Source organism: Nonomuraea fastidiosa (assembly GCF_042751225.1).
GTDB classification, from domain to species: domain Bacteria; phylum Actinomycetota; class Actinomycetes; order Streptosporangiales; family Streptosporangiaceae; genus Nonomuraea; species Nonomuraea fastidiosa.
Genome location: NZ_CP170570.1, coordinates 9,031,410 through 9,055,463 on the forward strand (window position 1 = coordinate 9,031,410; position 24,054 = coordinate 9,055,463).

Consider the following 24,054-nt stretch of genomic DNA (forward strand, 5'->3'; position numbering starts at 1 on the left):
CTCGCTCGATCGCCCCGTGTGCGGACACGGGGGAGAATCACTGTCACGCGTCAACGACAACTCAGGACCGCAGGAGCAGGCCCAGAGCGATGATGCAGACGAACCAGACCACGCCCGTGATGACGGTCAGCCGGTCGAGGTTGCGCTCCACCACCGAGGAACCACCGAAGTTCGACGAGAAGCCGCCGCCGAACATGTCAGACAGACCACCACCCTTGCCCTTGTGGAGCAGGACGAGCAGGATCATGAGAAGGCTCGCCAGGATGAGGGCGATGGAGATTCCGATTTCCACGGTATGCCTGTTCCTTCGATGCTCTGTTACGCGTGACGATTCAAACTTGCCTCTTGAGGGTACGACCTGATGTCAAGTCGCACCCCCAGAACGGCCGAGTTAGCCGGGTATATCAGAGAAACGGCAGATCTTCACGAACTCTCCGGCGTCGATGCTGGCACCGCCGACGAGCGCGCCGTCGACGTCCGGCTGAGCCATGATCCCTGCGATGTTCCCTGACTTGACCGAGCCACCGTAAAGGATACGGATCCCCGAGGCCACTTCGGCGTCGTAGAGCTCAGCGAGTCTAGCCCGCAACGCCCCGCAGACCTCCTGCGCGTCCTCGGGGGTGGCCACCTCGCCGGTGCCGATCGCCCACACCGGCTCGTAGGCCACCACTATCGATTTTGCCTGTTCGGCATCGATTTTGCGCAGCGCGCCGTCGAGTTGGCCGAGACTGTGCGCGATGTGGCGGCCCTCTTGACGCACTTCAAGGCCCTCGCCCACGCAGAGGATGGGCGTCAGCGAGTGGCGGTAGGCCGCCTGCACCTTGGCGTTGACGATGTCGTCGTCCTCGCCGTGGTACTGGCGGCGCTCGGAATGCCCGACCACCACGTACGTGCAGCCGAGCTTGGCGAGCATGGCGCCCGACACCTCACCGGTGTAGGCGCCGCCGTCGTGCCTGGACAGGTCCTGGGCGCCGTACACGATCCTGAGCTTGTCGCCGTCGACCAGGGTCTGGACGCTGCGCAGGTCGGTGTACGGAGGCAGGACGGCGACCTCGACCTTGTCGAAGTCCTTGTCGTTGAGCGCGAAGGCCAGCTTCTGGACCAGCGCGATGGCCTCGAGATGGTTGAGGTTCATCTTCCAGTTGCCGGCGATGAGCGGCTTGCGCTGCAACTCTCAGTCCTCCAGGGCCGCGAGTCCGGGAAGGGTCTTGCCTTCGAGGTATTCGAGGCTGGCGCCGCCACCCGTGGAGATGTGCGAGAAGCCGTCCTCGGGCAGGCCCAGCCTGCGTACGGCCGCCGCCGAGTCGCCGCCGCCCACCACGGTGAACGCCTCGGAGGCGATGAGCGCCTCGGCCACCGCCTTGGTGCCGCCGGAGAACGCGTCGAACTCGAACACGCCCATCGGGCCGTTCCAGAACACGGTCTTGGCGTCGGCGATCTTGCTCGCGAACAGCTCGCGGGTCTTGGGACCGATGTCGAGCCCCTCGCGGTCGGCCGGGATCGCGGTGGCCTCGACCACCTGGTGCTCGGCGTCGGGCGCGTAGGTGACCGCCGCGAGCACGTCGACGGGCAGCACCAGCTCGACGCCACGCCGCCCGGCCTCCTCCAGGAAGCCGCGCACCTGGTCGAGCTGGTCCTCCTGCAGCAGCGAGTTGCCGACCTCGTGGCCCTGGGCCTTGAGGAACGTGTACGCCATGCCGCCGCCGATGAGCAGCCTGTCGACCTTGGTCAGCAGGTTGGCGATGACGCCGAGCTTGTCGGAGACCTTGGCGCCGCCGAGCACGACCACGTAGGGCCGCTCGGTGTCCTCGGTGAGCCGGCGCAGCACGCCGACCTCGGCCTCGACCAGCCCGCCCGCCGCGTGCGGCAGCAGCTTGGGCACGTCGTAGACGCTGGCGTGCTTACGGTGGACGGCGCCGAAGCCGTCGCCGACGTACAGCTCGGCGAGTGCCGCGAGCCTGGCCGCGAACGCGCCGCGCTCGGCGTCGTCCTTGGACTCCTCGCCCGGCTCGTAGCGGAGGTTCTCCAGCAGGGCCACCTGGCCGTCCTGGAGGGACTCCACCGTGCTCACGGCGCTGTCGCCGACCACGTCGGTGGCGAAGGCGACGTCCTGGCCCAGCAGCTCGCCCAGGCGGGCCGCCACGGGGCGCAGCGAGTACTTCGGCTCCACCTTGCCCTTGGGCCTGCCCAGGTGGGCGCAGACGACGACCTTGGCGCCCCGCTCCAGCAGGGTCTTGATCGTCGGGACCGACGCGCGGATGCGGCCGTCGTCGGTGATCGTCTCCCCGTCGAGGGGGACGTTGAGGTCGGCGCGCACAAGCACGCGCCGCCCCTTCACGTCGAGATCGTCGAGCGTGCGCATGTCATGCTCCCGTTCCTGCGGGGCACGCGGACGGCGCGCCCCGGTGTGTACGCGTCCGCCCGGGCATCAGAGCCCGCGGCCCACCAGCTCGACCAGGTCGGCCAGGCGGTTGGAGTAGCCCCACTCGTTGTCGTACCAGCCGACGACCTTGACCTGGTTGCCGATCACCTTGGTGAGCTGGGCGTCGAAGATGCAGGAGGCCGGGTCGGTGACGATGTCGCTGGAGACGATGGGGTCCTCGGTGTAGCTGAGGATGCCCTTGAGCGGGCCCTCGGCGGCGGCCTTGACCGCGGCGTTGACCTCCTCGACGGTGACCTCGCGGCTGACGTCGACGGTGAGGTCGGTGGCCGAGCCGGTCGGGATCGGCACGCGCATGGCGAAGCCGTCGAGCTTGCCCTTCAGCTCGGGCAGGACCAGGCCGATGGCCTTGGCGGCGCCGGTGGAGGTGGGCACCACGTTGAGCGCGGCGGCGCGGGCGCGGCGCAGGTCCTTGTGCGGGCCGTCCTGCAGGTTCTGGTCCTGCGTGTAGGCGTGGATGGTGGTCATCAGACCCTTCTCGATGGTGAAGGCGTCGTGGATGACCTTGGCCATCGGGGCCAGGCAGTTGGTGGTGCAGGAGGCGTTGGAGATGATCGTGTGCTTGGCCGGGTCGTACGCGCTGTCGTTGACGCCCAGCACGACGGTGACGTCCTCGTTCTTCGCCGGGGCGGAGATGATGACCTTCTTCGCGCCGTTGTCGGCGTGCACCTTGGCCTTGGTGGCGTCGGTGAACAGGCCGGTCGACTCCACCACGACGTCCACACCGAGGTCGCCCCACGGCAGCTTGGCCGGGTCGCGCTCCGCGAAAACCTTGATCGACTTGCCGTCGACCGTGATCTCGTCGGCGGTGGCCTTCACCTCGTAGGGCAGGCGGCCGAGGATGCTGTCGTACTTCAGCAGGTGCGCGAGCGTCGCAGTGTCGGTCAGGTCGTTGACCGCGACGATCTCGATGTCCTTGCCGCTGGCGGCGACAGCGCGCCAGAAGTTGCGGCCGATGCGGCCGAAGCCGTTGACGCCTACGCGGATGCTCACGGGAACCGATCTCCTCGAACAGATGCGGGCTGGAAACCTCAATCACGAACCTTATCGGACCCAAATTGGTTTAGACCACTGCAGGTACCGGCGTGTGAATCGGCGTTCCTGCGACACGTTTTGCGAGGTTCGAGTAAAGTGCCCGACTCGTCGGAGTAAATTCGTGCATTCTCTGGGGGCTGAGATGTCACATAAGCGGTCCGGCCTGCTACCCGGGCTCTTCTTCGGCCTGCTCGCCGCACTGATCTGCGCGGCGGGCCTGGGGGTGGCCGTGCTGTACCAGGAGAGCCTGCCGGAGGAGGTGACGGGCTTCGGGGGCGGAGTGCCCGTCTCGCTGGCGCTGGCGCTGCTCATCGCCGTCATCGTCGCGCTGGCCATGGGCGCCAGGCGGCCGCGCAGCCTCCTGCTCCTGCCCTTCGCCTTCCTGTACGGCGGCGCCGCCGTCGCGGCCGGCCAGATCACCGGCTCCTCCGTGCTGATCGGCGCGGGCCTGCGCGCGCCCGGGGACCGCGCGCCCGCCGGGTTCTCCGATGTCGACCTGCCCACCTTCAACGAGGGCCTGCCGCACGCGCTGCGCGTCTACCGCGAGCCGCTGACCGAGACGACGGCCTGGCTGTACATCGCGGTCGCCGCGCTGGCCGCGTTCGCCCTGCTCACGCTGCGGGTCCTGCGCGTACGCCGGGCGCAGCGCGCCGAGGCCGCCGAGTCGCCCGGCGAGCCGGGGCAGCCCGGGGACTCGGACAAGCCGGAGTACCGCGCGCCCTTCGAGCCCGCCCAGCCGCCCACGCCCAAGCCCACGACCGACCTGTTCACCCCCCGCAAGCCGGCCCGCGACTGAGCGGCGGACCACCTCGACGCACCCGGCCGCGCAAGCAGCCGCACCCTCCCAACGCCACCCGCCGCACGCACCTCCAGCTCCGCCGGCCACGCAGGCATCCACCCGCCCGCACGGGCCTCCAGCACCGCCGCCCGAACGCCCCTCCAGCACCCCCGCCCGCACACGCTCCCGGCACCCTACGGACGCCCGCCCGAGCAGCCGCCCGTCCGTGCATCTCCGCCGCGCGGGCGGAACCCGCCCTGAACCGCCGCGGCAGGGGGACGGGCGGGACCCCGTCCCCGCAACGACCGGCCGCGCCGGCACCGCCTCACGGAGCCAGCATGTCCACGGTGAGATTGGCCTCAGTGTTGGGGATGCCCAGGTCGGACGCCCGCTTGTCGGCCATCGCCAGCAGCCGCCTGATGCGCCCGGCGATGGCGTCCTTGGTCAGCGGCGGGTCGGCGATCTGGCCGAGCTCCTCCAGCGACGCCTGCTTGTGCTCGACCCGCAGCCGCCCGGCGATCACCAGGTGCTCGGGGGCGTCGTCGCCGAGGATCTCCAGCGCCCGCTGCACCCGGGCGCCGGCCGCGACGGCGGCCCGCGCCGAGCGCCGCAGGTTGGCGTCGTCGAAGTTGGCCAGGCGGTTGGCGGTGGCCCGCACCTCGCGGCGCATCCGGCGTTCCTCCCAGGCCAGCACGCTGTCGTGCGCGCCGAGCCGGGTGAGCAGCGCGCTGATGGCGTCGCCGTCGCGGACGACCACACGGTCGACGCCGCGCACCTCGCGCGCCTTGGCGTGGATCTTCAGCCGCCGCGCCGAGCCCACCAGCGCCAGCGCCGCCTCCGGCCCCGGGCAGGTGACCTCGAGCGACATCGACCGGCCCGGCTCGGTGAGCGAGCCGTGCGCGAGGAACGCGCCGCGCCATGCGGCCTCGGCGTCGCAGGCGGCGCCCGCCACGACCTGGCGGGGCAGCCCGCGCACGGGGCGGCCGTGGTTGTCGATGAGACCCGTCTGACGGGCCAGCGCCTCACCGTCGCGGTAGACGCGTACGACGTAGCGCGAGCCCTTGCGCAGCCCGGCGGGAGCGAGCACGAGCACCTCGGCCTTGTGCCCGAACACCTCGCCGATGTCCTTGATGAGCCGCCGCGCGGTGGCGTTGGTGTCGAGCTCGGCCTCGATCACGATCCGCCCGCCCACCAGGTGCAGGCCGCTGGCGAACCGCAGCAGCGTCGATACCTCCGCCTTGCGGCAGCACGGCTTCAGCACCGGCAGGCGGCTCAGCTCGTCCTTCACCACACCTGTCATCGCCATGCGTTAGTCCTCTCCCCCATTCAGACCGGCTCCTTCGAGTCTCTCGCACCTTCGCGCCACGCCGACCAGGATCAACGCTTCTGGAGGAAAATCTCGTCCAGGACGGAGGCAAGACGTCGTGGGTCATGCCGTGGCGAGCCGTCGGCGGCGGCCACGTCGTCCATGACGAGCCGGGCGCCGAGCGCGCCCGCCGCCTTCTCCAGGGCGTCGGGATCGTCGACCACCCCGGTGTCGGCGAGCACCACGTCGATCCGCAGGTCGGGAGCGTGTTGGCGAAGCACCTCCAGATGTTGCTGGGGGGAGAAGTCGTCGGTCTCGCCCGGCTGCGGGGCGAGATTGAGCGTGACCAGCCGCTTGGCCCGGGTGGCGTGCAGGGCCCTGGCCAGCGCGGGCACCTTGAGGTGCGGCAGCACGCTGGTGAACCACGACCCGGGCCCGAACACCACCCAGTCGGCGTCGCGCACGGCCGCGACCGCCTCAGGACGGGCCGGCGGGTCCTCTGGCACGAGCGAGATCGCCTGTACGCGGCCGGGGGTCGAGGCGCAGGCCACCTGCCCGCGTACGGTCGAGATGACGCCGTCGAGCTCCACCTCGGCCACGATGTCGAGCGGCACCGACGCCATCGGCAGCACGCGCCCGTGCGCGCCGAGCAGCCGCCCGACCCAGTCGAGCCCGGCCACCGAGTCGCCGAGCAGCTCCCACAGCGCCACGATCAGCAGGTTGCCGACCGCGTGGCCGTGCAGCTCACCCTCGCTGCGGAAGCGGTGCTGGACGACCTCGCTCCAGGTGCTGCCCCACTCGTCGTCGCCGCACAGCGCGGCCAGCGCCATGCGCAGGTCGCCGGGCGGCAGCACGCCCAGCTCGCGGCGCAGCCGCCCGCTGGAGCCGCCGTCGTCGGCCACCGTCACCACGGCGGTCAACCGGTCGGTCACCATCCGTAATGCCGACAGGGACGCATAGAGCCCGTGGCCACCGCCCAGCGCCACGACGGCGGGCCCGATCCCGGGCCGCCCGACGCCGAGCACGTCCGGCCTGTCGCAGGGCAGGCCGTTCATCGGTGGCGGCACGACCCCTTCGGCACTGTCATCGGTCACTCCCGCCCCACATCCCGGTGGCTCACCTGGACTTCCATGCCGCGGTCGCGCAGCCGGGCGGCGATCTGCTCGGCCATCGCCACGCTGCGGTGCTTGCCGCCGGTGCAGCCCACCGCGAGCGTCGCGTAGCTCTTGCCCTCGCGCGCGTATCCGGCCGCGACGACCTGCAGGACCTCCTCGTAGGCGTCGAGGAACTCCTTGGCGCCCGGCTGGCCGAGCACGTAGTCGCTGACCGCCGTGTCGAGGCCGTTGAGCGGCCGCAGCTCGGGCACCCAGTGCGGGTTGGGCAGGAACCGGCAGTCGACCACGAGGTCGGCGTCGACCGGCAGGCCGTACTTGAAGCCGAACGACACGACGTTGAGCCGCAGGCCGGGGCGGTCCTCGCCGCCGAAGAAGTCGACGATCTTGGCGCGCAGGTCGTGGACGTTGTGGGTGGAGGTGTCGATCACCAGGTCGGCGTTGGCGCGCACCTCACGCAGGATGCCGCGCTCGCGGGTGATGCCGTCGACCAGCCGCCCCTCGCCCTGCAGCGGGTGCGGCCTGCGGACGTTTTCGAACCTGCGCACCAGCTCCTCGTCGCTGGCCTCGAGGAAGACCACCCGCACGCGTACGCCGCGCCCTTCGAGCTCCTCGATCGCGGCGTTGAGATCGGTGGTGAAGGCCAGGCTGCGCACGTCGACGACGGCGGCCACCTTGTCGGCGGCCAGCTTGACCTTGCCCGCCTCCTCCGCCATGGCGAACAGCAGACCCGGCGGCAGGTTGTCGATGACGAACCAGCCCAGGTCCTCCAGCGCCTTGGCGGCGGTGCTGCGCCCCGCACCGGACATGCCGGTGACGATGACGAACGCCGGCTCGGTGCTCATCGCCCCACCTCTGCAGCGGGCCCGCCTCTCAGCGCGGGCCGGTAGGAGTGTGCGGCATGGGCACCCTGGCATCCTGGCGAGATCAAGGTGACTCTCCCTTCAGCGTCGACACGATGACCTCGGCGATGGACGGGCCGATGCCGGGAACCTCGCAGATTTCAGCGGCAGTGGCCTCGCGTAGCTTTTTCACGGAGCCGAAGTGTTTGAGCAGCGCCTGCCTTCGCGCCGGCCCCAGGCCGGGCACGCCGTCGAGCGCGCTCTCCTTCACCGTCTTGGACCTCTTGGAACGATGGTAGGTGATGGCGAACCTGTGCGCTTCGTCTCGCACCCGCTGCAGAAGGTAGAGACCTTCACTTGAACGAGGCATGATCACCGGCTGGTCGTCGCCTGGCAGCCACACTTCCTCGAGGCGCTTGGCCAGCCCGCACACGGCCACGTCGTCGATGCCGAGCTCGTCGAGCGCCCGCTGCGCGGCGGCCGCCTGCGGGCCCGCGCCGTCGACCACGACGAGGTTGGGAGGGTAGGCGAACTTGCGCGGCTTGCCGGTGTCGGGGTCGATGGGCCCGCCGCCCGCGGCCGCGTCGTCGTCGGCCGCCAGCTCGCCGGTGGCCGAGCGCTCCTCCAGGTAGCGGCGGAACCTGCGCATGATCACCTCGTAGATCGAGGCGACGTCGCCCTCCTTGGTCTTGACCGAGAAGCGCCGGTATTCGCTCTTGCGGGCCAGGCCGTCCTCGAAGACCACCATGGACGCCACGACGTTCTCTCCCTGCAGGTGGGAGACGTCGTAGCACTCGATGCGCAGCGGCGCCTGGTCGAGGTCGAGCGCGTCGGCGATCTCCTGCAGCGCCTTGCTGCGCGCGCTCAGGTCGCTGGCGCGGCGGATCTTGTGCTGGGCCAGCGACTCCTTGGCGTTGCGCTCGACGGTCTCCAGCAGCGACTTCTTGTCGCCGCGCTGCGGCACCCGCACCTCGACGCGGGCGCCGCGCTGCTCGGTCAGCAGCTCGGCCACCGCCTCGACGTCGGGCGGCAGCGCGGGCACCAGCACCTCGCGGGGCATGGACTCGGCGTTCGCCTCGGCGTACATCTGCAGCAGGAACTGCTCGACCAGCTCGCCGGGCGAGGTCTCCTCGACCTTGTCGACCACCCAGCCGCGCTGGCCGCGGATGCGCCCCCCGCGTACGTAGAACACCTGGACGGCGGCTTCGAGCGGGTCTTCGGCCAGGGCGATGACGTCGGCGTCGGTGCTCTCGCCGAGCACGACCGCCTGCTTCTCCAGCGCCCGCTGCAGCGCCTGGATGTCGTCGCGCAGCCGGGCGGCGCGTTCGTACTCCTGCTCGGCGGCGGCCTCGCGCATCTCCTTTTCGAGACGCTTGATGAAGCGGCTGGTGTTGCCCGCCATGAAGTCGCAGAAGTCCTCGGCCAGCTCGCGGTGCTCCTCCGGGGTGACCCGGCCGACGCACGGCGCCGAGCACTTGTCGATGTAGCCGAGCAGGCACGGCCGCCCGATCTGCCCGGCCCGCTTGAACACCCCGGCGCTGCACGTGCGCACCGGGAAGACCCGCAGCAGCAGGTCGACGGTCTCGCGGATGGCCCAGGCGTGGGAGTAGGGGCCGAAGTAGCGGGTGCCCTTGCGCTTGGCCCCGCGCATGACCTGGACGCGCGGGAAGTCCTCGCTCATCGTCACCGCGAGGTAGGGGTAGGACTTGTCGTCGCGGTATTTGACGTTGAAGCGGGGGTCGAACTCCTTGATCCAGGAGTATTCGAGCTGCAGCGCCTCCACCTCGGTGCCGACGACCGTCCAGTCGACGTCGGCGGCCGTGGTCAGCATCGACTGCGTGCGGGGATGCAGCGCGGAGAAGTCGGCGAAGTACGAGTTGAGCCGCTGGCGCAGGCTCTTGGCCTTGCCGACGTAGATCACCCGGCCGTGCGCGTCCCTGAACCTGTAGACACCCGGGGACTCCGGGATCGACCCCGGCCTCGGCCGGAAACTCAAGGTGTTAGCCGCTGATCTCGCCACGCCTGTCAGCCTAGTGGCCCGCACCGACAGAGTCGCCCGCCGTACTCTTCGCGCACGTACGGCGGGCACCCCACCCGGCTACGGCGGCTATGGGCGGCTACGCCAGCAGGATGTCGTCGCCCTCGACCTTGATCTCCTGGGCGGCCAGCGGCTGCTGCGCGGGCCCGCCGGTCACGGAGCCGTCCGCGATCGCGAACCTGCTGTTGTGGCACGGGCACACGATCGCGCCGTCCTCGACGCTGGAGACCGGGCAGCCCTTGTGCGTGCAGATCGCGCTGAACGCCTTGAACTCGCCCTCCGTGGGCTGCGTCACGACGACCTTCTGGTCCTTGAAGACGGTGCCGCCGCCCACCGGGATGTCGGCCTTCTTGGCCAGCGCGCCGCCACCGGACGCGCTGGACTGCGTCGCGCTCGCCTCGGGGGCGCCGGACCCGGCGGTGGAAGGCGCCGTCTGCGCCGTGTCGGTACCGGAGTCGCCGCTGCACGCGCTGATCGCCAGCGCCAGGCCGCCTGCGCCGACGCCGGCGAACACCGCTCTGCGGGTGTGAAGCTCATCTGCCATGCGCCTCACCCAAGCGCACTCAGGTGAGAAAATCATGAAAGCTTTCTCAGGCGAGTCTGATCTTCTGACCGTCCACTTGGATCTGCTTCTCCTCCAGCGGACCGCCCGCGGGGCCGTCGGTCACCGAACCGTCGGCGATGCTGAACTTGCTGCCGTGACAGGGGCAGTTGATCGTCTGGTTCGAGACGGAGGCGACCGTGCAGCCCGCGTGGGTGCAGACCGCGCTGAACGCCTTGAACTCGCCCGCCGCCGGCTGCGTGACGACGATCTTCTGGTTCTTGAAGACCTTGCCGCCGCCCTCGGGGATGTCGCTGACGTCCGCCAGGGCCGCATCGGCCTTGGCCTCCGCCTTCGGCTTGGCCTCGCCGCCCTCCTCGGGCTGGGACGACGTCGCCTCCTCAGCGGGAGCCTCCACGTCCGCCTCGGTCTCCGGTACGCCGTAGCTCGCGCAGGCCGTCAGCACGGCCGCGAGCCCGGCCGTTCCGGCACCGAAGACAACCGTCCGCCGCGTCGTTTCCGTCATCGTGCGTCCTCCCAGATCGGCTTTCACTTGCAGGTACGGCCCGGGCCCTGGCAGGGGTTCAGCCTGCCGGAGCCCAATCCGGGCGACCACGCACAATTACCGGTTCGTGGAAGGCCGTTCTCAGAGAACCGCCGCTTGTGACTCTCGCGAAACGGCCGCTCTCGACGGGACGACCGCTCTTGGCGGGACGACCGCTCGTGACGAAACGGCCGCTCCCACCCGCCGGTCGACGAGATGACGGTTTACGTACCCGGCCCGCCCCTGAGGCGCGCTGCAACGCCCGCCCTGGTGGGACTGAGGCGACCACCATGGGAGGACTCAGACGGCCGCCTAGGGAGAATTCAGACGGGAGGGCTCAGACGACGACGATGCCGTCGCCTTCCACCTTCACCTGGAACGAGGCCAGCGGCGCGGTGGCCGGCCCCTTCGTCGCCTTGCCGGTGTCGGCGGTGAACTCGCTGCCGTGGCAGGCGCACCTGATGACGTTGTCCTTGGGAGTGCCGACCTGGCAGCCCTTGTGCGTGCACAGCGAGCTGAACGCCTTGAAGACGCCCGGCTCCGGCTGCGTCACCACGACCTTCAGGTCCTCGATGAGCTTGCCGCCGCCCACCGGCACCTCGGCCGTCTTGGCCAGCACCTTGCCCTTGAGGCTCGGCTGGGCCTGCGCGCCCCCCGAACCGCACGCGGCCAGCGCCAGGCCGCACGCCGCGACCCCCGCCGCGCCCAGCATCTCCCGCCGTCCCAATCCGTTTCCGGACATGGCTCCGCCCCGATCTGTCCTCGGTGTTCTCGCCCCGCAGGCCTGATGTTCCATCTCGCGCGTCGGCCGCGCGTTATCCGTACGTCGCCGGCCGCCGGTGACGCCCCCGATTGCGGCCATCGTCGTGAAAACAGCTTATTGACGGTACCCCTCGGTCCGGTCAGCGGGTGGTAGGCGGACGGTCAGCGACCCCGCCCACGCTGCCCTCATGCCCCTTCCGCCCAACTCTTCCCGAACCGACCCACACCCCACGACCACTCCACCCGGCCCTTCCCGAACCGACCCACACCCCACGACCTCCGCCGACTCCAACGGGCCACCCCCTGGCGCTCAGAACTCCGCCGCCCCCGGCCCTGGCACCTCGGGCCGGACCACCCCCGGGAACACCCCCGGCGACCTCGGCACCTCCGCCCTCACCGCCCCCCGCCCCGGCCGCCTCGGGTGCAGTGCCCTCCGGCGTGACCACCGCCGGACAGCCCGCCCCCGGCGTGACCACCGCCGAGCAGCCCGACCCCGGCGTGACCACCGCCGAGCAGCCCGACCCCGGCGATTCGGGAGCGGTTTCCTCCGGCGCGGCCGGGTCCGGCGTGACGGTACAGCCGCGGTCCGGCGTGACGGTACGGCCGCGACGCTGGTGGCGGCGGCCGTGGGTGGCGCCGCCGGCCGTGGTGGCGGCGGCGTTCCTGGCGTTCTCGCTGCCGCCGTACGTCTCGTTCGACCCGGCGCAGTCGCGCGTGCCCGCGCCGGACTTCCTCCCGCCGCACTATGCGGTGCTCTCCCTGCACGTGGTGTTCGGCTCGATCGCGATGATCACGTGCTGCCTGCAGATCTGGCCGTGGTTTCGCGCACGCCACCCCGTTGCGCACCGCAGGATCGGCCGCGTGTACGTCTTCGCCGGCTGCCTGCCGAGCGGCCTGCTCGGCCTGACCGTGGGCATCGCGACGCCGTGGGGACCGGTCACGTCCGTCAGCAACGTGATGCTCGCGCTGCTCTGGCTGGGCTGCACGTTCGCCGGGTGGCGGATGGCCAGGCAGCGCCGCTTCGTCGATCACCGCCGGTGGATGGTGCGCAGCTTCGCCCTGACGATGTCCATCGTCACCAACCGCCTCTGGGGCGCGGTGTCCGTGATCGTGCTGAGCCCGTACATCGACACCTTCTTCCAGGGCGACGAGCAGGTGATGGCGCAGTCGATCGCGGCCTTGAGCACCTGGCTGGGCTGGACGCTGCCGCTGCTGCTGGCCGAGTGGTGGCTGGAACGCGGCGACGCCGCCAAGCGCCGCGCCCGCGCCCTGGCCCGCCGCACCGCCTGACGGCGAGGCACCCTCCGCTACCGCCCCCACCGGCCCGGGCACCACACCCACCGGCCTGCCAAGCGCCACGCCCGAGCAGCCCGGCACCTGGCACAACGCCCACCCGGCCCGGCCCAGACGCAGCGAGGCCGACCCACCCCCGAGTCCGGGGGGCGGATCGGCCTCACCACCAGGGTCAGAGCGAGAGGATCTTGCGCAGGAAGCGCCCCGTGTGGCTCTCGTCCACCAGCGCGACCTCCTCCGGCGTGCCGGCGGCGACCAGCGTGCCGCCGCGCGAGCCGCCCTCGGGCCCCATGTCGATGATCCAGTCGGCGGTCTTGATGACGTCGAGGTTGTGCTCGATGACGATCACCGTGTTGCCGCCGTCGACCAGCCGGCCGAGGACGCCCAGCAGCCGCCGGATGTCCTCGAAGTGCAGGCCGGTGGTGGGCTCGTCGAGGACGTAGATCGTCCGCCCGGTCTGCCGCCGCTGCAACTCGGAGGCGAGCTTGACGCGCTGCGCCTCGCCGCCGGACAGCGTGGTGGCCGGCTGCCCGAGGCGTACGTAGCCGAGCCCCACGTCGTTGAGCGTCTGCAGGTGCCGCTTGATGGCCGGGATGGCGTCGAAGAAATCCAGCGCCTCCTCGATCGGCATGTCGAGCACTTCGGCGATCGTCTTGCCCTTGTAGTGGACCTCCAGCGTCTCCCGGTTGTAGCGGGCGCCGTGGCAGACCTCGCAGGGGACGTAGACGTCGGGCAGGAAGTTCATCTCGATCTTGATGGTGCCGTCGCCCGAGCACGCCTCGCAGCGCCCGCCCTTGACGTTGAAGCTGAAGCGCCCCGGCTGGTAGCCGCGCACCTTCGCCTCGGTCGTGGCCGCGAACAGCTTGCGGATGTGGTCGAAGACCCCGGTGTACGTGGCCGGGTTGGAGCGCGGCGTGCGCCCGATCGGCGACTGGTCGACGTGGACGACCTTGTCGACCTGGTCCATGCCGTTGATGCGGGAGTGGCGGCCGGGCACCGTGCGGGCGCCGTTGAGCTCCTTGGCCAGCGCGTTGTAGAGGATGTCGTTGACCAGCGTCGACTTGCCCGACCCCGACACACCGGTGACCGCCGTGAACAGGCCGAGCGGGAACTCGATGTCGACGCCCTTGAGGTTGTGCTCGCGCGCCCCCTTGACGACGATCTGCCGCTTCTTGTCGCGCTTGCGGCGCTTGGCGGGGATGGGGATGCTCTTGCGCCCCGACAGGTACGCACCGGTCAGCGACTCCTCGCTGGCCAGCAGGTCCTGTACGGTGCCGGAGACGACGACCTGGCCACCGTGCTCGCCCGCGCCGGGACCGATGTCGACCACCCAGTCGGCGGCGGCGATGGTGTCCTCGTCGTGCTCGACCACGATCAGCGTGTTGCCCATGTCGCGCAGCCTGATCAGGGTGTCGAGCAGCCGCATGTTGTCGCGCTGGTGCAGGCCGATGGACGGCTCATCGAGCACGTACAGCACGCCGACCAGGCCGGAGCCGATCTGCGTGGCGAGCCTGATGCGCTGCGCCTCGCCACCGGCGAGGGTGGCGGCGGCGCGGTCCATCGTGAGGTAGTCGAGGCCGACGTCGAGCAGGAAGCCCATGCGGGCGTTGATCTCCTTGACCACCCGCTCGGCGATCTGCATGTCACGGTCGGAGAGCTTGAGCCCGGCGAGGAACTTCGCGCACTCGCCGATCGACATCGACGACACCTCGGCGATCGACTTCCCGGCCACCGTCACCGCGAGACTGACCGGCTTGAGCCTGGCCCCCTTGCAGGCGGGACACGGGATCTCGCGCATGTAGCCCTCGAACCGCTCGCGCGCGGTGTCGCTCTCGGCCTCGGCGTGCCTGCGCTGCACCCACGGGATGACGCCGTCGTAGGTGGTGTAGTAGGCGCGCTGCCGGCCGAAGCGGTTGCTGTAGCGCACGTGGATCTGCTCGTCGTGGCCGTACAGCAGCGACTTCTGCGCCTTCTTGGGCAGGCGCTCCCACGGCGTGTCGAGGCCGAAGCCCATCGCGTGGCCGAGCGCCTCCATCAGCCTGGTGAAGTATTCGCTGGTGTGGCCGCCCGACCACGGGTGGATGGCGCCTTCGCGCAGGGTGCGCTCGGGGTCGGGCACCACCAGCTCGGGGTCGACCTCCATCTTGGTGCCGAGACCCGTGCACTCGGGGCAGGCGCCGAACGGTGAGTTGAAGGAGAACGAGCGCGGCTCCATCTCCTCGAACGACAGGTCGTCGTAGGGGCAGTAGAGGTGCTCGGAGAAGAAGCGCTCGCGGTTGGGGTCGTCTTCCGGCAGGTCGACGAACTCGAGCGTGATCGTGCCGCCGGACAGCTGCAGCGCCGTCTCCACGGAGTCGGTGAGCCGCCGTCGCGACGACTCCTTCACCGACAGGCGGTCGACGATGACCTCGATGTCGTGCTTTTCGTACTTCTTCAGCGTCGGCGGCTCCTCCAGCCGCACGACGGTGCCGTCGACCCGCGCCCTGGCGAAGCCCTTGGTCTGCAGCTCGCGGAACAGCTCAGCGTATTCGCCCTTACGGCCCCTGATGACCGGGGCGAGCACCTGGAACCTGGTGCCCTCCTCGAACTCCATCACGCGGTCGACGATCTGCTGCGGCGACTGCCTGGCGATCGGGCGCCTGCACACCGGGCAGTGCGGCTTGCCGATGCGGGCCCACAGCAGTCGCAGGTAGTCGTAGACCTCGGTGATGGTGCCGACGGTGGAACGGGGGTTCTTACTGGTGGCCTTCTGGTCGATGGAGACCGCGGGCGACAGGCCCTCGATGAAGTCGACGTCGGGCTTGTCCATCTGGCCGAGGAACTGGCGGGCGTAAGCCGACAGCGACTCGACGTAGCGCCGCTGGCCCTCAGCGAAGATCGTGTCGAAGGCCAGGCTCGACTTGCCCGAGCCGGACAGGCCGGTGAAGACGATCAGTGAGTCTCGCGGCAGGTCGAGCGAGACGTCTTTGAGGTTGTGTTCTCGTGCACCACGCACGATCAGGCGGTCAGCCACGGCGATCCCGGATGTCGAAAAGCGGATAGGTCCACGGGGATGGTAGAGGGCGGCTCCGACAATTTCGGCGGTCCGACCGGCGGCCCCCGAAAATCCGTCCCTCACAGGTTACGACCATCTCCCGGCAGGGGAGGACCCCTCGAACATGCAACCGGCTGACCTGGGGTTTTATGCCCCCGCACGCTAGGTCACCCCATGGTGAAATATCCGTACATGACCATCCTGCCCGCGGTGCAGGCCGAGCTGACCACGGCCACGAACCGGCTGCTGGCCACGGTCGCGTCGCTCTCCGACGCCTGCCTCGCCGCTCCCTCCCTGCTGCCCGGCTGGACCAGAGGCCATGTGCTCGCCCACATCGCCCAGAACGCCGATTCCCACCTCAACCTGCTGACGTGGGCGCGCACCGGCGTACGCACCCCTCAATACGCCTCGCTCGCCGCCAGGTCCGCCGCCATCGAGGCCGCCGCGGCCCATTCGGTGGCCCGCCACCTGGCCGAGATCGAGGACGGCGCCGCGCGCCTGGCCGCCGCCGTCCGCGACATGCCGCAGCACGCCTGGTCGGCGCTGGTGGAGGGCATGCGCCCGCCGCCGCACCCCGCCTGGTACCTGCTGGTACGCCGGCTGCGCGAGGTCGGCTTCCACCACGTGGACCTGAACGCCGGTTACACCCCCGCCGACTGGCCGGCCTCCTTCGTACGCCGTGAGCTGCACGACTGCCTGGCCTCCTGGCCCGGGAACCACCGCACCGTGGGCCGCATCGAGCTCGTGGAACCGGGCGAGACAGAGGTCGTGCACGTGCTCGGCGACGGCCCCACGGTCCGCGGCACGCCGCGCGACATGCTGGCCTGGCTCACCGGGAGGTCCCGTGGCGAGGGGGTTAGTCTGGTGCCCATGGGGCGGTTGTTCACTTCCGGCCACGCAGGCGCGGGTCTTCCTGATCCGCCGCCGTGGCTCACGATGCCGGCCCCCGCTGATCTGCCCACGACGCCCCCTAAGGACTACCCATGACCTACACCGGTGACGTCCAGGTCGGCGGCCCCGCCGACGTCCGCGAGCTGTCCGCGCTCACGATCTCCAAGCTCGCCGTAGGCCCGTTCGACAACAACGCCTACCTGCTGCGCTGCAACGCGACCGGCGAGGCGGTGCTCATCGACGCGGCCGCCGAGCCCGACCGGCTGCTCGCCCTCATGGCCGACAAGCCCGTCGCCGCGATCGTCACCACCCACCAGCACGGCGACCACTGGCAGGCGCTCGAGCAGGTGACGAAGGTGACCGGCGCGCAGGTGATCGCCCACCCGCTCGACGCGCCCGCGCTTCCCGTCCCCGCGGACCGCACGGTCGAGCACGGCGACAGCATCACGTTCGGCGAGGTCGCGCTGGAGGTCATCCATCTGCGCGGCCACACGCCCGGCTCGATCGCCCTGCTGTACGACGGCGGCCCCGACGGCTACCACCTGTTCACCGGCGACTCGCTGTTCCCGGGCGGCGTGGGCAACACCCAGAAGGACCCCGAGCGCTTCAACCAGCTCTTCACCGACGTGGTCGAGCGCATCTTCGACCGCCTGCCCGACGAGACCTGGGTCTACCCGGGCCACGGCAAGGACACCACGCTCGGCGCCGAGCGTCCCGCGCTGCCGGAGTGGAAGGCGAGGGGCTGGTAGCGCCCGGCTCCCAGGGGATCAGCGGCGGGCGGCCAGCACGTGCGCGATGCGCTCGGCCGCCAGGGCGGGATCGTCGGCGAGCCCGACGAGCTCGCCCCACGACCATCGGAAGAACCAGCCGTCCGGCAGGGCCGCGCAGTCCACGGTCTCGGCCATCAGCGCCGCGTCGGGGTGGCTGACGCGCAACGCGGGCGGGTCCGGCCGCAGCACGGCCGTCAGCCCGCGTTGTTCCAGCTCCGTGGCCAGCTTGCCGAGATAGTACGTACGCGTGTGCTCGCGCGGCGCAGCCGACATGGCTCCATCAAAGCCGAAATAAGACGAAAAATCCCGTCAGCCGCTCATTGCAGGCCGGAACGGCCGAGACGAGCGGCTTCCTTGCGCTGCTCGCGCTTGTAGAACAGCACCCGCAGCGGGATCGCCGCGACGAGCGCGATCTGCATGGTGGCCCCGATCTTGATCGGCATGTCGCCGCCCTCAGGCCAGGCCACCCAGAACGTCAGGAACGCGACGTTCACCATGATCCAGCCGAGGACCACCGCGGCGAGCTGCCCCTTCGGCTTGGGGTACTCGATGCGGCTGACCATCAGCCAGGCCACCCCGAGCACGGCCAGCAGCGACCAGATGCTCGGCTGGAACAGCAGCACGATGGAGATCACGGTCATGGCGCCCATCGGGATGGGCAGCCCCATGAAGTCGCCGCTCTTGGTCTTGACGCAGGCGAACCTGGCCAGGCGTACGACGCCGGCGACCAGCACGGCCGCCGCCGCGGCCAGCACGGCCGTGAACGGCACCGACTCCGGTACGCCGATGCCCCAGATGACGACCATGAAGGCGGGCGCGAAGCCGAAGCTGATGACGTCGGCCAGGTTGTCGAGCTCGGCCCCCATGGCGGAGGCGCGGAAGCGGCGCGCCACGAGCCCGTCGAACAGGTCGCAGGTGGCGCCGATGAGCAGCAGCACGATGGCGGTGGCGAAGTAGCTCGGCGCGGGCGTGAACCGGCCGCCGTCTACCTGGAGCTGCTGGATGGCGGAGTAGGCCAGCACGCAGACCGCGAGGAATCCGCAGACGGCGTTGCCCAGCGACAAGGAGTCGGCGGCGGACAGACGGAACGCCTTGCCGACGGGTCCGCGAGGTTCTTCCTCTTCAGCTCGCCAGCTACCGGCGTCAGCCGTGGTCAATTCTGGTCACCCCCGCAACCGTCTTGTCGCCCACGGACACCGCGGGAGAAATCCCTTCGGGAAGGTAGATGTCGACCCGGGACCCCAACCTGATCAGCCCGATCCGCTCGCCCTGCTCGACCGTCGCACCGGCACTCAGGTACGGCACGATCCTGCGCGCAACGGCGCCCGCGATCTGCACCATCTCGATGTCGCCCAGCGCGGTCTCGAAATGCCACACCACGCGCTCGTTCTGGTCGCTGTCCTTGTTGAACGCCGGCAGGAACCCACCTGCCACATGCTGCACGGAGGTGACTTTTCCCGCAAGAGGGGCACGATTGACGTGCACGTTCAGCGGGTTCATGAAAATGGCGACCCTGGTGCGGCCGTCGGGCCACGGATCGATGCTCTGCACCACGCCGTCGGCGGGCGACAGAATGCGACCCTCGCCGATCGTACGGTCCGGGTCGCGGAAGAACCAGAGCATGCCTCCGGTGAGCGCGCTCAGCGGCACCGCCGCGAGCGCCCATCGCCGGTCTCGGAGCGTCAGCAGAGCGGTGGCGGCCGCCGTGGCGGCCGTCGGGAGGAGCCACGGGGAGACCCCGCGCGCGAGCCTCATACGGCCCGGCTTAGCAGAATCGTCTGACACGTACAACCTTTGGTGGTGACTGGATTGGGCGCTTTGCCGTGATGCTACAGAACTAGCAACTATTACACGGCATAACTACACAAGCAAAGCGCCTCGAAGCCCCACGCGCTAGACCTGCTCCGGGTGCGACTCCTTGCCCTTTCGTGCGTCGATACGGGCTTTGATCAGGCTGGCCACGGTGGTAATGACCATGGTGGTGCCGATGACCGAGAGCGACACCCAGATGGGAATTTCGGGCGCCCAGGAGACATCGCTGGAGTGCAACGCCTCCAATACGAGCTTAACCCCGATGAACCCCAGGATGAACGCCAAACCGTAGCTGATGTAGACGAGCCGCTGCAGCAGACCGCCCAGGAGGAAGTAGAGCTGACGCAGCCCCATCAGGGCGAACGCGTTGGCGGTGAAGACGATGAAGGCGTCCTTCGTGAGACCGAAGATCGCCGGAATCGAGTCGAGCGCGAAGAGCAGGTCGGTGGTGCCGATGGCGACCATGACGATGAGCATGGGGGTGACCATGCGCTTGCCGTCGATCTTGGCGGTGATCTTGGAGCCGACGTAGCCCTCGGTGGTGGGGAAGGCCCGGCGCACCCAGCGCAGCAGGATGTTCTCGTTGAACTCCTCTTCCTCGCCCTTGAGATGCTGGCGGACGATGTTTACCGCCGTGTAGATGAGGAACGCGCCGAACACGTAGAACAGCCAGCTGAACCGCTCGAGCGCGGCGGCACCGAGCGCGATGAACACGCCGCGCATCACGAGCGCGAGCAGGATGCCGACGAGCAGCACCTTGTGCTGGTACACCTTCGGCACCGCGAACCGGCTCATGATGATGAAGAAGATGAACAGGTTGTCGACGCTCAGGCTGTACTCGGTGATGTAACCGGCGAAGAACTCACCCGCGCGATCGGGGCCGGAGGTGAACCACAGCAACACGCCGAACAACACGGCGAGGATCACATAGAAGGTGACCCAGTAGCCGGCTTGGCGCATGGAGAACTCGCGGGCTTCACCACGGTCGACGATCCACAGGTCAACGGCGAGGACCAGCAGCAGACCACCGATCACGGCGATCCAGGCCCACAAAGGTTCAGTCACAAAGACCCTCCGGCATGCACGCTTCATTGCCGGAGGTCTCTCCCGCCCGCGTTCGCCTGCGGACCGGCAGCCCCGGGGGCCCCGTGGAGTGGGGCTGCACCGTGATGACGAGGCTGTCGCGAAGGGATACTCCCCTCCCTAACCCACGCAGTATACGAGAACGCCTCGACCGCACCTAATCCTCCTCCGCCCCCACTCCCACCCCGCCCGCTCACCAGCGCACCTCTCGAACCCCACCTCCACCAAACCTCCCACCGAACGGCACCGCCACTGCCCCCAGAGTGACGCCCCCTTCACGGAGGGCCACATTTTCCGACCATGTGACTCTCACCACGCGCGACGGGCACCGTTGACGCACGGGTGAAGCCGGTGGTCACGTCCAGGGGCGCGAGCGCAGCCCGCGGACGCAGATGCAGGTTGCGGACGCGGACGCAGGTTGCGGACGCGGACGCAGGTTGCGGACGCGGACGCAGGTTGCGGACGCGGACACAGCCTGCAGGCGCAAGGCACGAGCCCAGCCCGAGGCACAAGCCGATTCCACGGCGCGGGGACCGACCCATGCAACACAAGCGATCCCACAGCGCGGGCCGACCCGCACGAGACGGGCCGGACCCACAGCACACACAGCCGCAGCCCAAGCGGGCCCAGCCGCGCAACGCGGCACGCTCACAGCGCGCGGTTCCGACGCCGACAGCCCGACAGGGGCACTCAGCCTCACCGCAGAGACCAGCGCCGCGACGCAAGCGGGCTCCACGGCGCCAGCCGCCGCCTCTCTAACGCGGGTGAGCCCCACAGACCGCTCCCTACGACACGGAGTGGAGCGACGGCACGAAGGAGGAGCGGAGAGCACGAGGTACTCCTCGCAGCCGGACTGGCCGTCTCCTTCGACGCGGTGTCGAGCCGCAGGGGCGCGGGCCCAGGCTCGCAGCGCGGGCCCAGGCTCGCAGCGCGAGCGAATTCGGCGAGCGGTCCGCCCCTCAGGGCTCGTAGACCGCGAGCACGCTCTCCACCACGTCGTCCGCACCCGGCATCTCATCCCCGCGCCGCCGCGCCGCCTCCGCCAGCGTCCGCGCCTCCTCCGGCGAGGCGAGCAGCCGCCGCACGGCGGCGCGGAAACCGGCCACGTCTCCGTACGGCACCAGGATCCCCGCGTCCCCCAGGATCTCGGGGATGCCGCCGACCTTGGAGGCGATGGCCGGCGTGCCGGTCATGAGCGCCTCCCTGAGCGTGAGCGGCTGCCCTTCCCAACGGCTCGGCATCACCAGTGCCGTGGCGGCGCGCATCAGGTCGGGCACGTCGTCGCGGTTGCCCAGCAGCCGTACGGGCAGGCTCTCGGCGTCGATCCGGCGCTGCAGTTCCCCCCGCAGCGGCCCCTCGCCCGCCACCACGAACAGCGGCTCGCCCTCCCACGGCCCCGCCGCCACGTCGAGCAGTGTCTCCAGCCCTTTCTGCTGGGCCAGCCGGGCGACGGTGAGCAGGATGGGGCGATCGCCCGCGCCCAATTCGTCTTTGATCTCCTGAACGGTCCGCTTGGCCGGAGCGGGTGGGGACGCGGCCACCAGAGCCGGCCGTACGTCACGGGCGCCCAGCCGGGTCATGCGCTCGCCGAGATCGGGCGAGACCACCAGCACCACCCCGGCGCGCCGCGCGACGATCCGCTCCAGCACGCCGTAGACCAGCCCCACGAACCCTCCGGCGGTCAGCGCGTTGTGCAACGTCACGATGAGCCGTCCGGGCCCACCGGGCAGCCCGGCCAGGGCCCCGGCGCGCAGGCCATGGGCGTGGACGACATCGGCGCCCCTGGTCAGCCGCCGGACGGCGAGCACGGCACGCGAGTCGTTCAGCGGATGCGGCCGGTCGGAGACCGCCACCTCGGCGAAGCGAGCGCCCGCGGCCCCGAACGAGAACTGCTCCTCGACGCTGCGCGGCCCGATCACCAGCACCTGGTGCCCGCGCCGTACGAGCCCCTCCACCAGCATCAGGACGTGCCGCCCGGTGCCACCGGACGTGGTGCCCAGCACGAAAGCCACCCGCACGACAAGCTCCTCCCTCTCACTCACACGCCCGGCCCAGACCCCTCGCTCACACCCCAGGCCCGAAGCCGTCGCTCACACGCCCGGCCCGGACTCCTCACTCACGCGCCAGGCCCGAGCCTCGAAACTCACACGCCCGCGCCGGGCCCGCCGCGCCGCAGCATCCCGGCCACCGAGGCGGCGTCAGGCCGGTCGACGACGGCCACGACCGCCACCCCGGACACCAGCGCCACCACCGCCCCGAGCACGGCGGCCCCAGCGTTCGCCCAGAGGGAGACGGCCCCCAGCAGGCCGACGACCGCGGCCCCGGCCAAGAACCCGGCCACTCCCCCGGCCACCGCCGCCCCCAGCGCGCGGGGCAGTCCGGCCGCCGCCGCACCGCCCCTGGTGCGTACCACGAACGCCAGCAGCAGCCCGCCGCCCACGCTCATGCCGATGCTCATGCCGAGCGCCATCGCCGCGATGCCCCACCCGGCGGGCAGCACGAGCACGAGCACGGTCTGGGCCACCATGACCACGAGCCACCCGGCGACGGTGCCGGTGGCGACCGCGCGGCCCTGACCGGCGGCGTACAGGACGCGGCTGAGGTGGGCGATGAGCCCGTAGCCGATGAGGCCGGGCGCGAACAGCGCGATGGCGGCGGCCAGCTCGCCCGCGGGCACGTCGCTCTTGTCGGCGAGGAACACGACCGCGCCGGGCCCCGACGCCGCCGCAAGCACGCCGGCCGCCAGCCCGGAGACCAGCACGACGGCCCTGGTGGTGCGGGCGGCCAGCGCCGCGAACGCCTCCGGCTCGCCGACCTGCGCGGACAGCCGGGGGAACGCGCTGGTGGCGATGGGCACGGCGAGCACCGCGTACGGCACCAGGTAGATCGCCCACGCGTAGTTGTAGGCCGCGATGGCCCCGCCGCCGACGACCTTGTTGGCCAGCAGCAGCGCCACGGCCATGGCCGCCTGCTGGGCCAGCAGCCCCGCGATGCCGGCCAGCGCGAGCCTGCGCACCTGCCCGGCCACCCCGGCGGGGAACCGTAACGTCGGCCGCCACCGCAGCCCCAGCCGCCCGACGGGCCCGATGACGGTCAGCACCAGCGACAGCACGCCGAGGCTGGTGCCGACCGACAGCACCAGCTCGCCCGCCATCGGCAGCCCTTCGAGGTCGCGGTGCCCGCCGCCGAGCGGCACGAACAGCAGGTACGCGACGATGACGACGATGCTCGACACCAGCGGCGCGACGGCGGGCCCGGCGAAGCGGTCGCTCGCCTGGAGCACGCCGTAGAGCACCACGGCCACGCCGTACAGCGGGATCTGGGGTGCGAAGACGACCAGCATGCGGGTGGCGACCTCGCCGAGCGCGGCGAGCTGGCCGGTGCAGCCGTCGACATCACCGCCGAGGAACAGCCCGACGACCGGGCCCGCGAGCAGCGCGATGAGCACCGCGATCGGGACGAGCACGACCAGCACCCAGGTCAGCAGCGCCGACCCGATGCGGCCGGCCCGCTCGCGCGGCACCCCGGCGAGCACGGGCACCACCATGCCCGCGAGCGCGCCGCCGACGACCACCTCGAAGACGATGTTGGGGATCTGGTTGGCCGTCATGTAGGCGGTGGCCAGGCAGTTGGTGCCGACGGTCTGGGCGAAGGCGTACTGCTTGGCGAATCCGGTGACGCGCGCCAGCACGGTGATCGCCCCGATGAGCATCGCGCCGCCCGCGACGCCCCTCGCCGTCACCAGACCCACCCGGCCTCCCCCGAACGCGCAA

At 70.5% G+C, this 24,054-nt stretch carries 22 protein-coding genes; 4 read left to right on the forward strand and 18 right to left on the reverse strand.

The window, feature by feature from the left end:
* Positions 1-61 precede the first annotated feature (61 nt).
* The 4 genes from secG to gap all read right to left on the reverse strand — a co-directional run bounded on the left by secG (position 62) and on the right by gap (position 3,433).
* Complete coding sequence (gene secG, locus ACFMQL_RS41630; protein ID WP_364065808.1) at positions 62-292, reverse strand: preprotein translocase subunit SecG; 231 nt, start codon at positions 290-292, stop codon at positions 62-64.
* 99 nt (positions 293-391) lie between these two features.
* Entirely contained in the window at positions 392-1,171 is a 780-nt protein-coding gene (gene tpiA, locus ACFMQL_RS41635) for a triose-phosphate isomerase (RefSeq protein ID WP_364065811.1), read from the reverse strand.
* 3 nt (positions 1,172-1,174) lie between these two features.
* Positions 1,175-2,362 (reverse strand): phosphoglycerate kinase, encoded by a 1,188-nt coding sequence (locus ACFMQL_RS41640; protein WP_364065814.1) that lies wholly within the window; start codon positions 2,360-2,362, stop codon positions 1,175-1,177.
* A 66-nt stretch (positions 2,363-2,428) separates the two neighbouring features.
* Positions 2,429-3,433, reverse strand: a complete 1,005-nt coding sequence (gene gap / locus ACFMQL_RS41645; RefSeq protein ID WP_364065817.1) for a type I glyceraldehyde-3-phosphate dehydrogenase — start codon at positions 3,431-3,433, stop codon at positions 2,429-2,431.
* Positions 3,434-3,617: 184 nt separating this feature from the next.
* Between gap and ACFMQL_RS41650 the strand changes: the two genes are divergently transcribed.
* Entirely contained in the window at positions 3,618-4,271 is a 654-nt protein-coding gene (locus tag ACFMQL_RS41650; RefSeq protein ID WP_378790113.1) for a hypothetical protein, read from the forward strand.
* A gap of 307 nt (positions 4,272-4,578) precedes the next feature.
* On the opposite strand, the gene whiA is transcribed toward ACFMQL_RS41650, so the two are convergent.
* From whiA to ACFMQL_RS41685, 7 genes are all read right to left on the reverse strand, one after another.
* Entirely contained in the window at positions 4,579-5,559 is a 981-nt protein-coding gene (gene whiA, locus ACFMQL_RS41655; RefSeq protein WP_364065822.1) for a DNA-binding protein WhiA, read from the reverse strand.
* A gap of 71 nt (positions 5,560-5,630) precedes the next feature.
* On the reverse strand, positions 5,631-6,614 hold the full coding sequence (gene yvcK / locus ACFMQL_RS41660) for a uridine diphosphate-N-acetylglucosamine-binding protein YvcK (protein WP_378790274.1): 984 nt from the start codon (positions 6,612-6,614) through the stop codon (positions 5,631-5,633).
* A 35-nt stretch (positions 6,615-6,649) separates the two neighbouring features.
* Positions 6,650-7,516: an RNase adapter RapZ gene (rapZ, locus tag ACFMQL_RS41665; RefSeq protein WP_364065828.1), complete on the reverse strand. Its 867-nt coding sequence runs from the start codon at positions 7,514-7,516 to the stop codon at positions 6,650-6,652.
* A gap of 82 nt (positions 7,517-7,598) precedes the next feature.
* Entirely contained in the window at positions 7,599-9,533 is a 1,935-nt protein-coding gene (gene uvrC, locus ACFMQL_RS41670) for an excinuclease ABC subunit UvrC (protein WP_378790114.1), read from the reverse strand.
* Between the two features lie 97 nt (positions 9,534-9,630).
* The gene (locus ACFMQL_RS41675) at positions 9,631-10,095 is read right to left on the reverse strand and encodes a Rieske (2Fe-2S) protein (protein WP_364065834.1); all 465 of its coding nucleotides are present in this window, start codon (positions 10,093-10,095) and stop codon (positions 9,631-9,633) included.
* Positions 10,096-10,141: 46 nt separating this feature from the next.
* Positions 10,142-10,618 (reverse strand): Rieske (2Fe-2S) protein, encoded by a 477-nt coding sequence (locus ACFMQL_RS41680; protein ID WP_364065837.1) that lies wholly within the window; start codon positions 10,616-10,618, stop codon positions 10,142-10,144.
* Between the two features lie 355 nt (positions 10,619-10,973).
* Entirely contained in the window at positions 10,974-11,378 is a 405-nt protein-coding gene (locus ACFMQL_RS41685; protein WP_364065840.1) for a Rieske (2Fe-2S) protein, read from the reverse strand.
* A 458-nt stretch (positions 11,379-11,836) separates the two neighbouring features.
* On the opposite strand from ACFMQL_RS41685, the gene ACFMQL_RS41690 reads away from it, so the two are divergent.
* Complete coding sequence (locus tag ACFMQL_RS41690; RefSeq protein WP_378790115.1) at positions 11,837-12,688, forward strand: DUF2306 domain-containing protein; 852 nt, start codon at positions 11,837-11,839, stop codon at positions 12,686-12,688.
* 175 nt (positions 12,689-12,863) lie between these two features.
* On the opposite strand, the gene uvrA is transcribed toward ACFMQL_RS41690, so the two are convergent.
* Positions 12,864-15,704: an excinuclease ABC subunit UvrA gene (gene uvrA / locus ACFMQL_RS41695; RefSeq protein WP_364065846.1), complete on the reverse strand. Its 2,841-nt coding sequence runs from the start codon at positions 15,702-15,704 to the stop codon at positions 12,864-12,866.
* A 195-nt stretch (positions 15,705-15,899) separates the two neighbouring features.
* Here uvrA and ACFMQL_RS41700 point away from each other — a divergent pair, with 195 nt between their 5' ends.
* Both ACFMQL_RS41700 and ACFMQL_RS41705 read left to right on the forward strand, forming a co-directional pair.
* Entirely contained in the window at positions 15,900-16,712 is an 813-nt protein-coding gene (locus ACFMQL_RS41700) for a maleylpyruvate isomerase family mycothiol-dependent enzyme (RefSeq protein WP_378790116.1), read from the forward strand.
* The gene (locus tag ACFMQL_RS41705) at positions 16,709-17,365 is read left to right on the forward strand and encodes an MBL fold metallo-hydrolase (RefSeq protein WP_364065852.1); all 657 of its coding nucleotides are present in this window, start codon (positions 16,709-16,711) and stop codon (positions 17,363-17,365) included. Before ACFMQL_RS41700 ends, ACFMQL_RS41705 begins: the two co-directional genes overlap by 4 nt.
* An 18-nt stretch (positions 17,366-17,383) precedes the next feature.
* Here ACFMQL_RS41705 and ACFMQL_RS41710 read toward each other — a convergent pair whose 3' ends face one another.
* The 6 genes from ACFMQL_RS41710 to murJ all read right to left on the reverse strand — a co-directional run bounded on the left by ACFMQL_RS41710 (position 17,384) and on the right by murJ (position 24,032).
* Positions 17,384-17,659, reverse strand: a complete 276-nt coding sequence (locus ACFMQL_RS41710) for a hypothetical protein (RefSeq protein ID WP_364065855.1) — start codon at positions 17,657-17,659, stop codon at positions 17,384-17,386.
* 44 nt (positions 17,660-17,703) lie between these two features.
* Positions 17,704-18,543, reverse strand: a complete 840-nt coding sequence (gene pssA, locus ACFMQL_RS41715) for a CDP-diacylglycerol--serine O-phosphatidyltransferase (RefSeq protein WP_364065858.1) — start codon at positions 18,541-18,543, stop codon at positions 17,704-17,706.
* Positions 18,530-19,141 (reverse strand): phosphatidylserine decarboxylase, encoded by a 612-nt coding sequence (locus tag ACFMQL_RS41720; protein ID WP_364065861.1) that lies wholly within the window; start codon positions 19,139-19,141, stop codon positions 18,530-18,532. Before ACFMQL_RS41720 ends, pssA begins: the two co-directional genes overlap by 14 nt.
* Before the next feature lie 138 nt (positions 19,142-19,279).
* A complete protein-coding gene (locus tag ACFMQL_RS41725; protein ID WP_364065958.1) occupies positions 19,280-20,263 on the reverse strand; it encodes a TerC family protein in 984 nt (327 codons plus the stop codon).
* A gap of 977 nt (positions 20,264-21,240) precedes the next feature.
* The gene (locus ACFMQL_RS41730) at positions 21,241-22,299 is read right to left on the reverse strand and encodes a glycosyltransferase family 4 protein (protein WP_364065864.1); all 1,059 of its coding nucleotides are present in this window, start codon (positions 22,297-22,299) and stop codon (positions 21,241-21,243) included.
* A 125-nt stretch (positions 22,300-22,424) separates the two neighbouring features.
* Positions 22,425-24,032 carry a murein biosynthesis integral membrane protein MurJ gene (murJ, locus tag ACFMQL_RS41735; protein WP_378790117.1) on the reverse strand — a complete coding sequence of 536 codons (1,608 nt, stop codon included), beginning with the start codon at positions 24,030-24,032 and terminating at the stop codon, positions 22,425-22,427.
* Positions 24,033-24,054 lie beyond the last annotated feature (22 nt).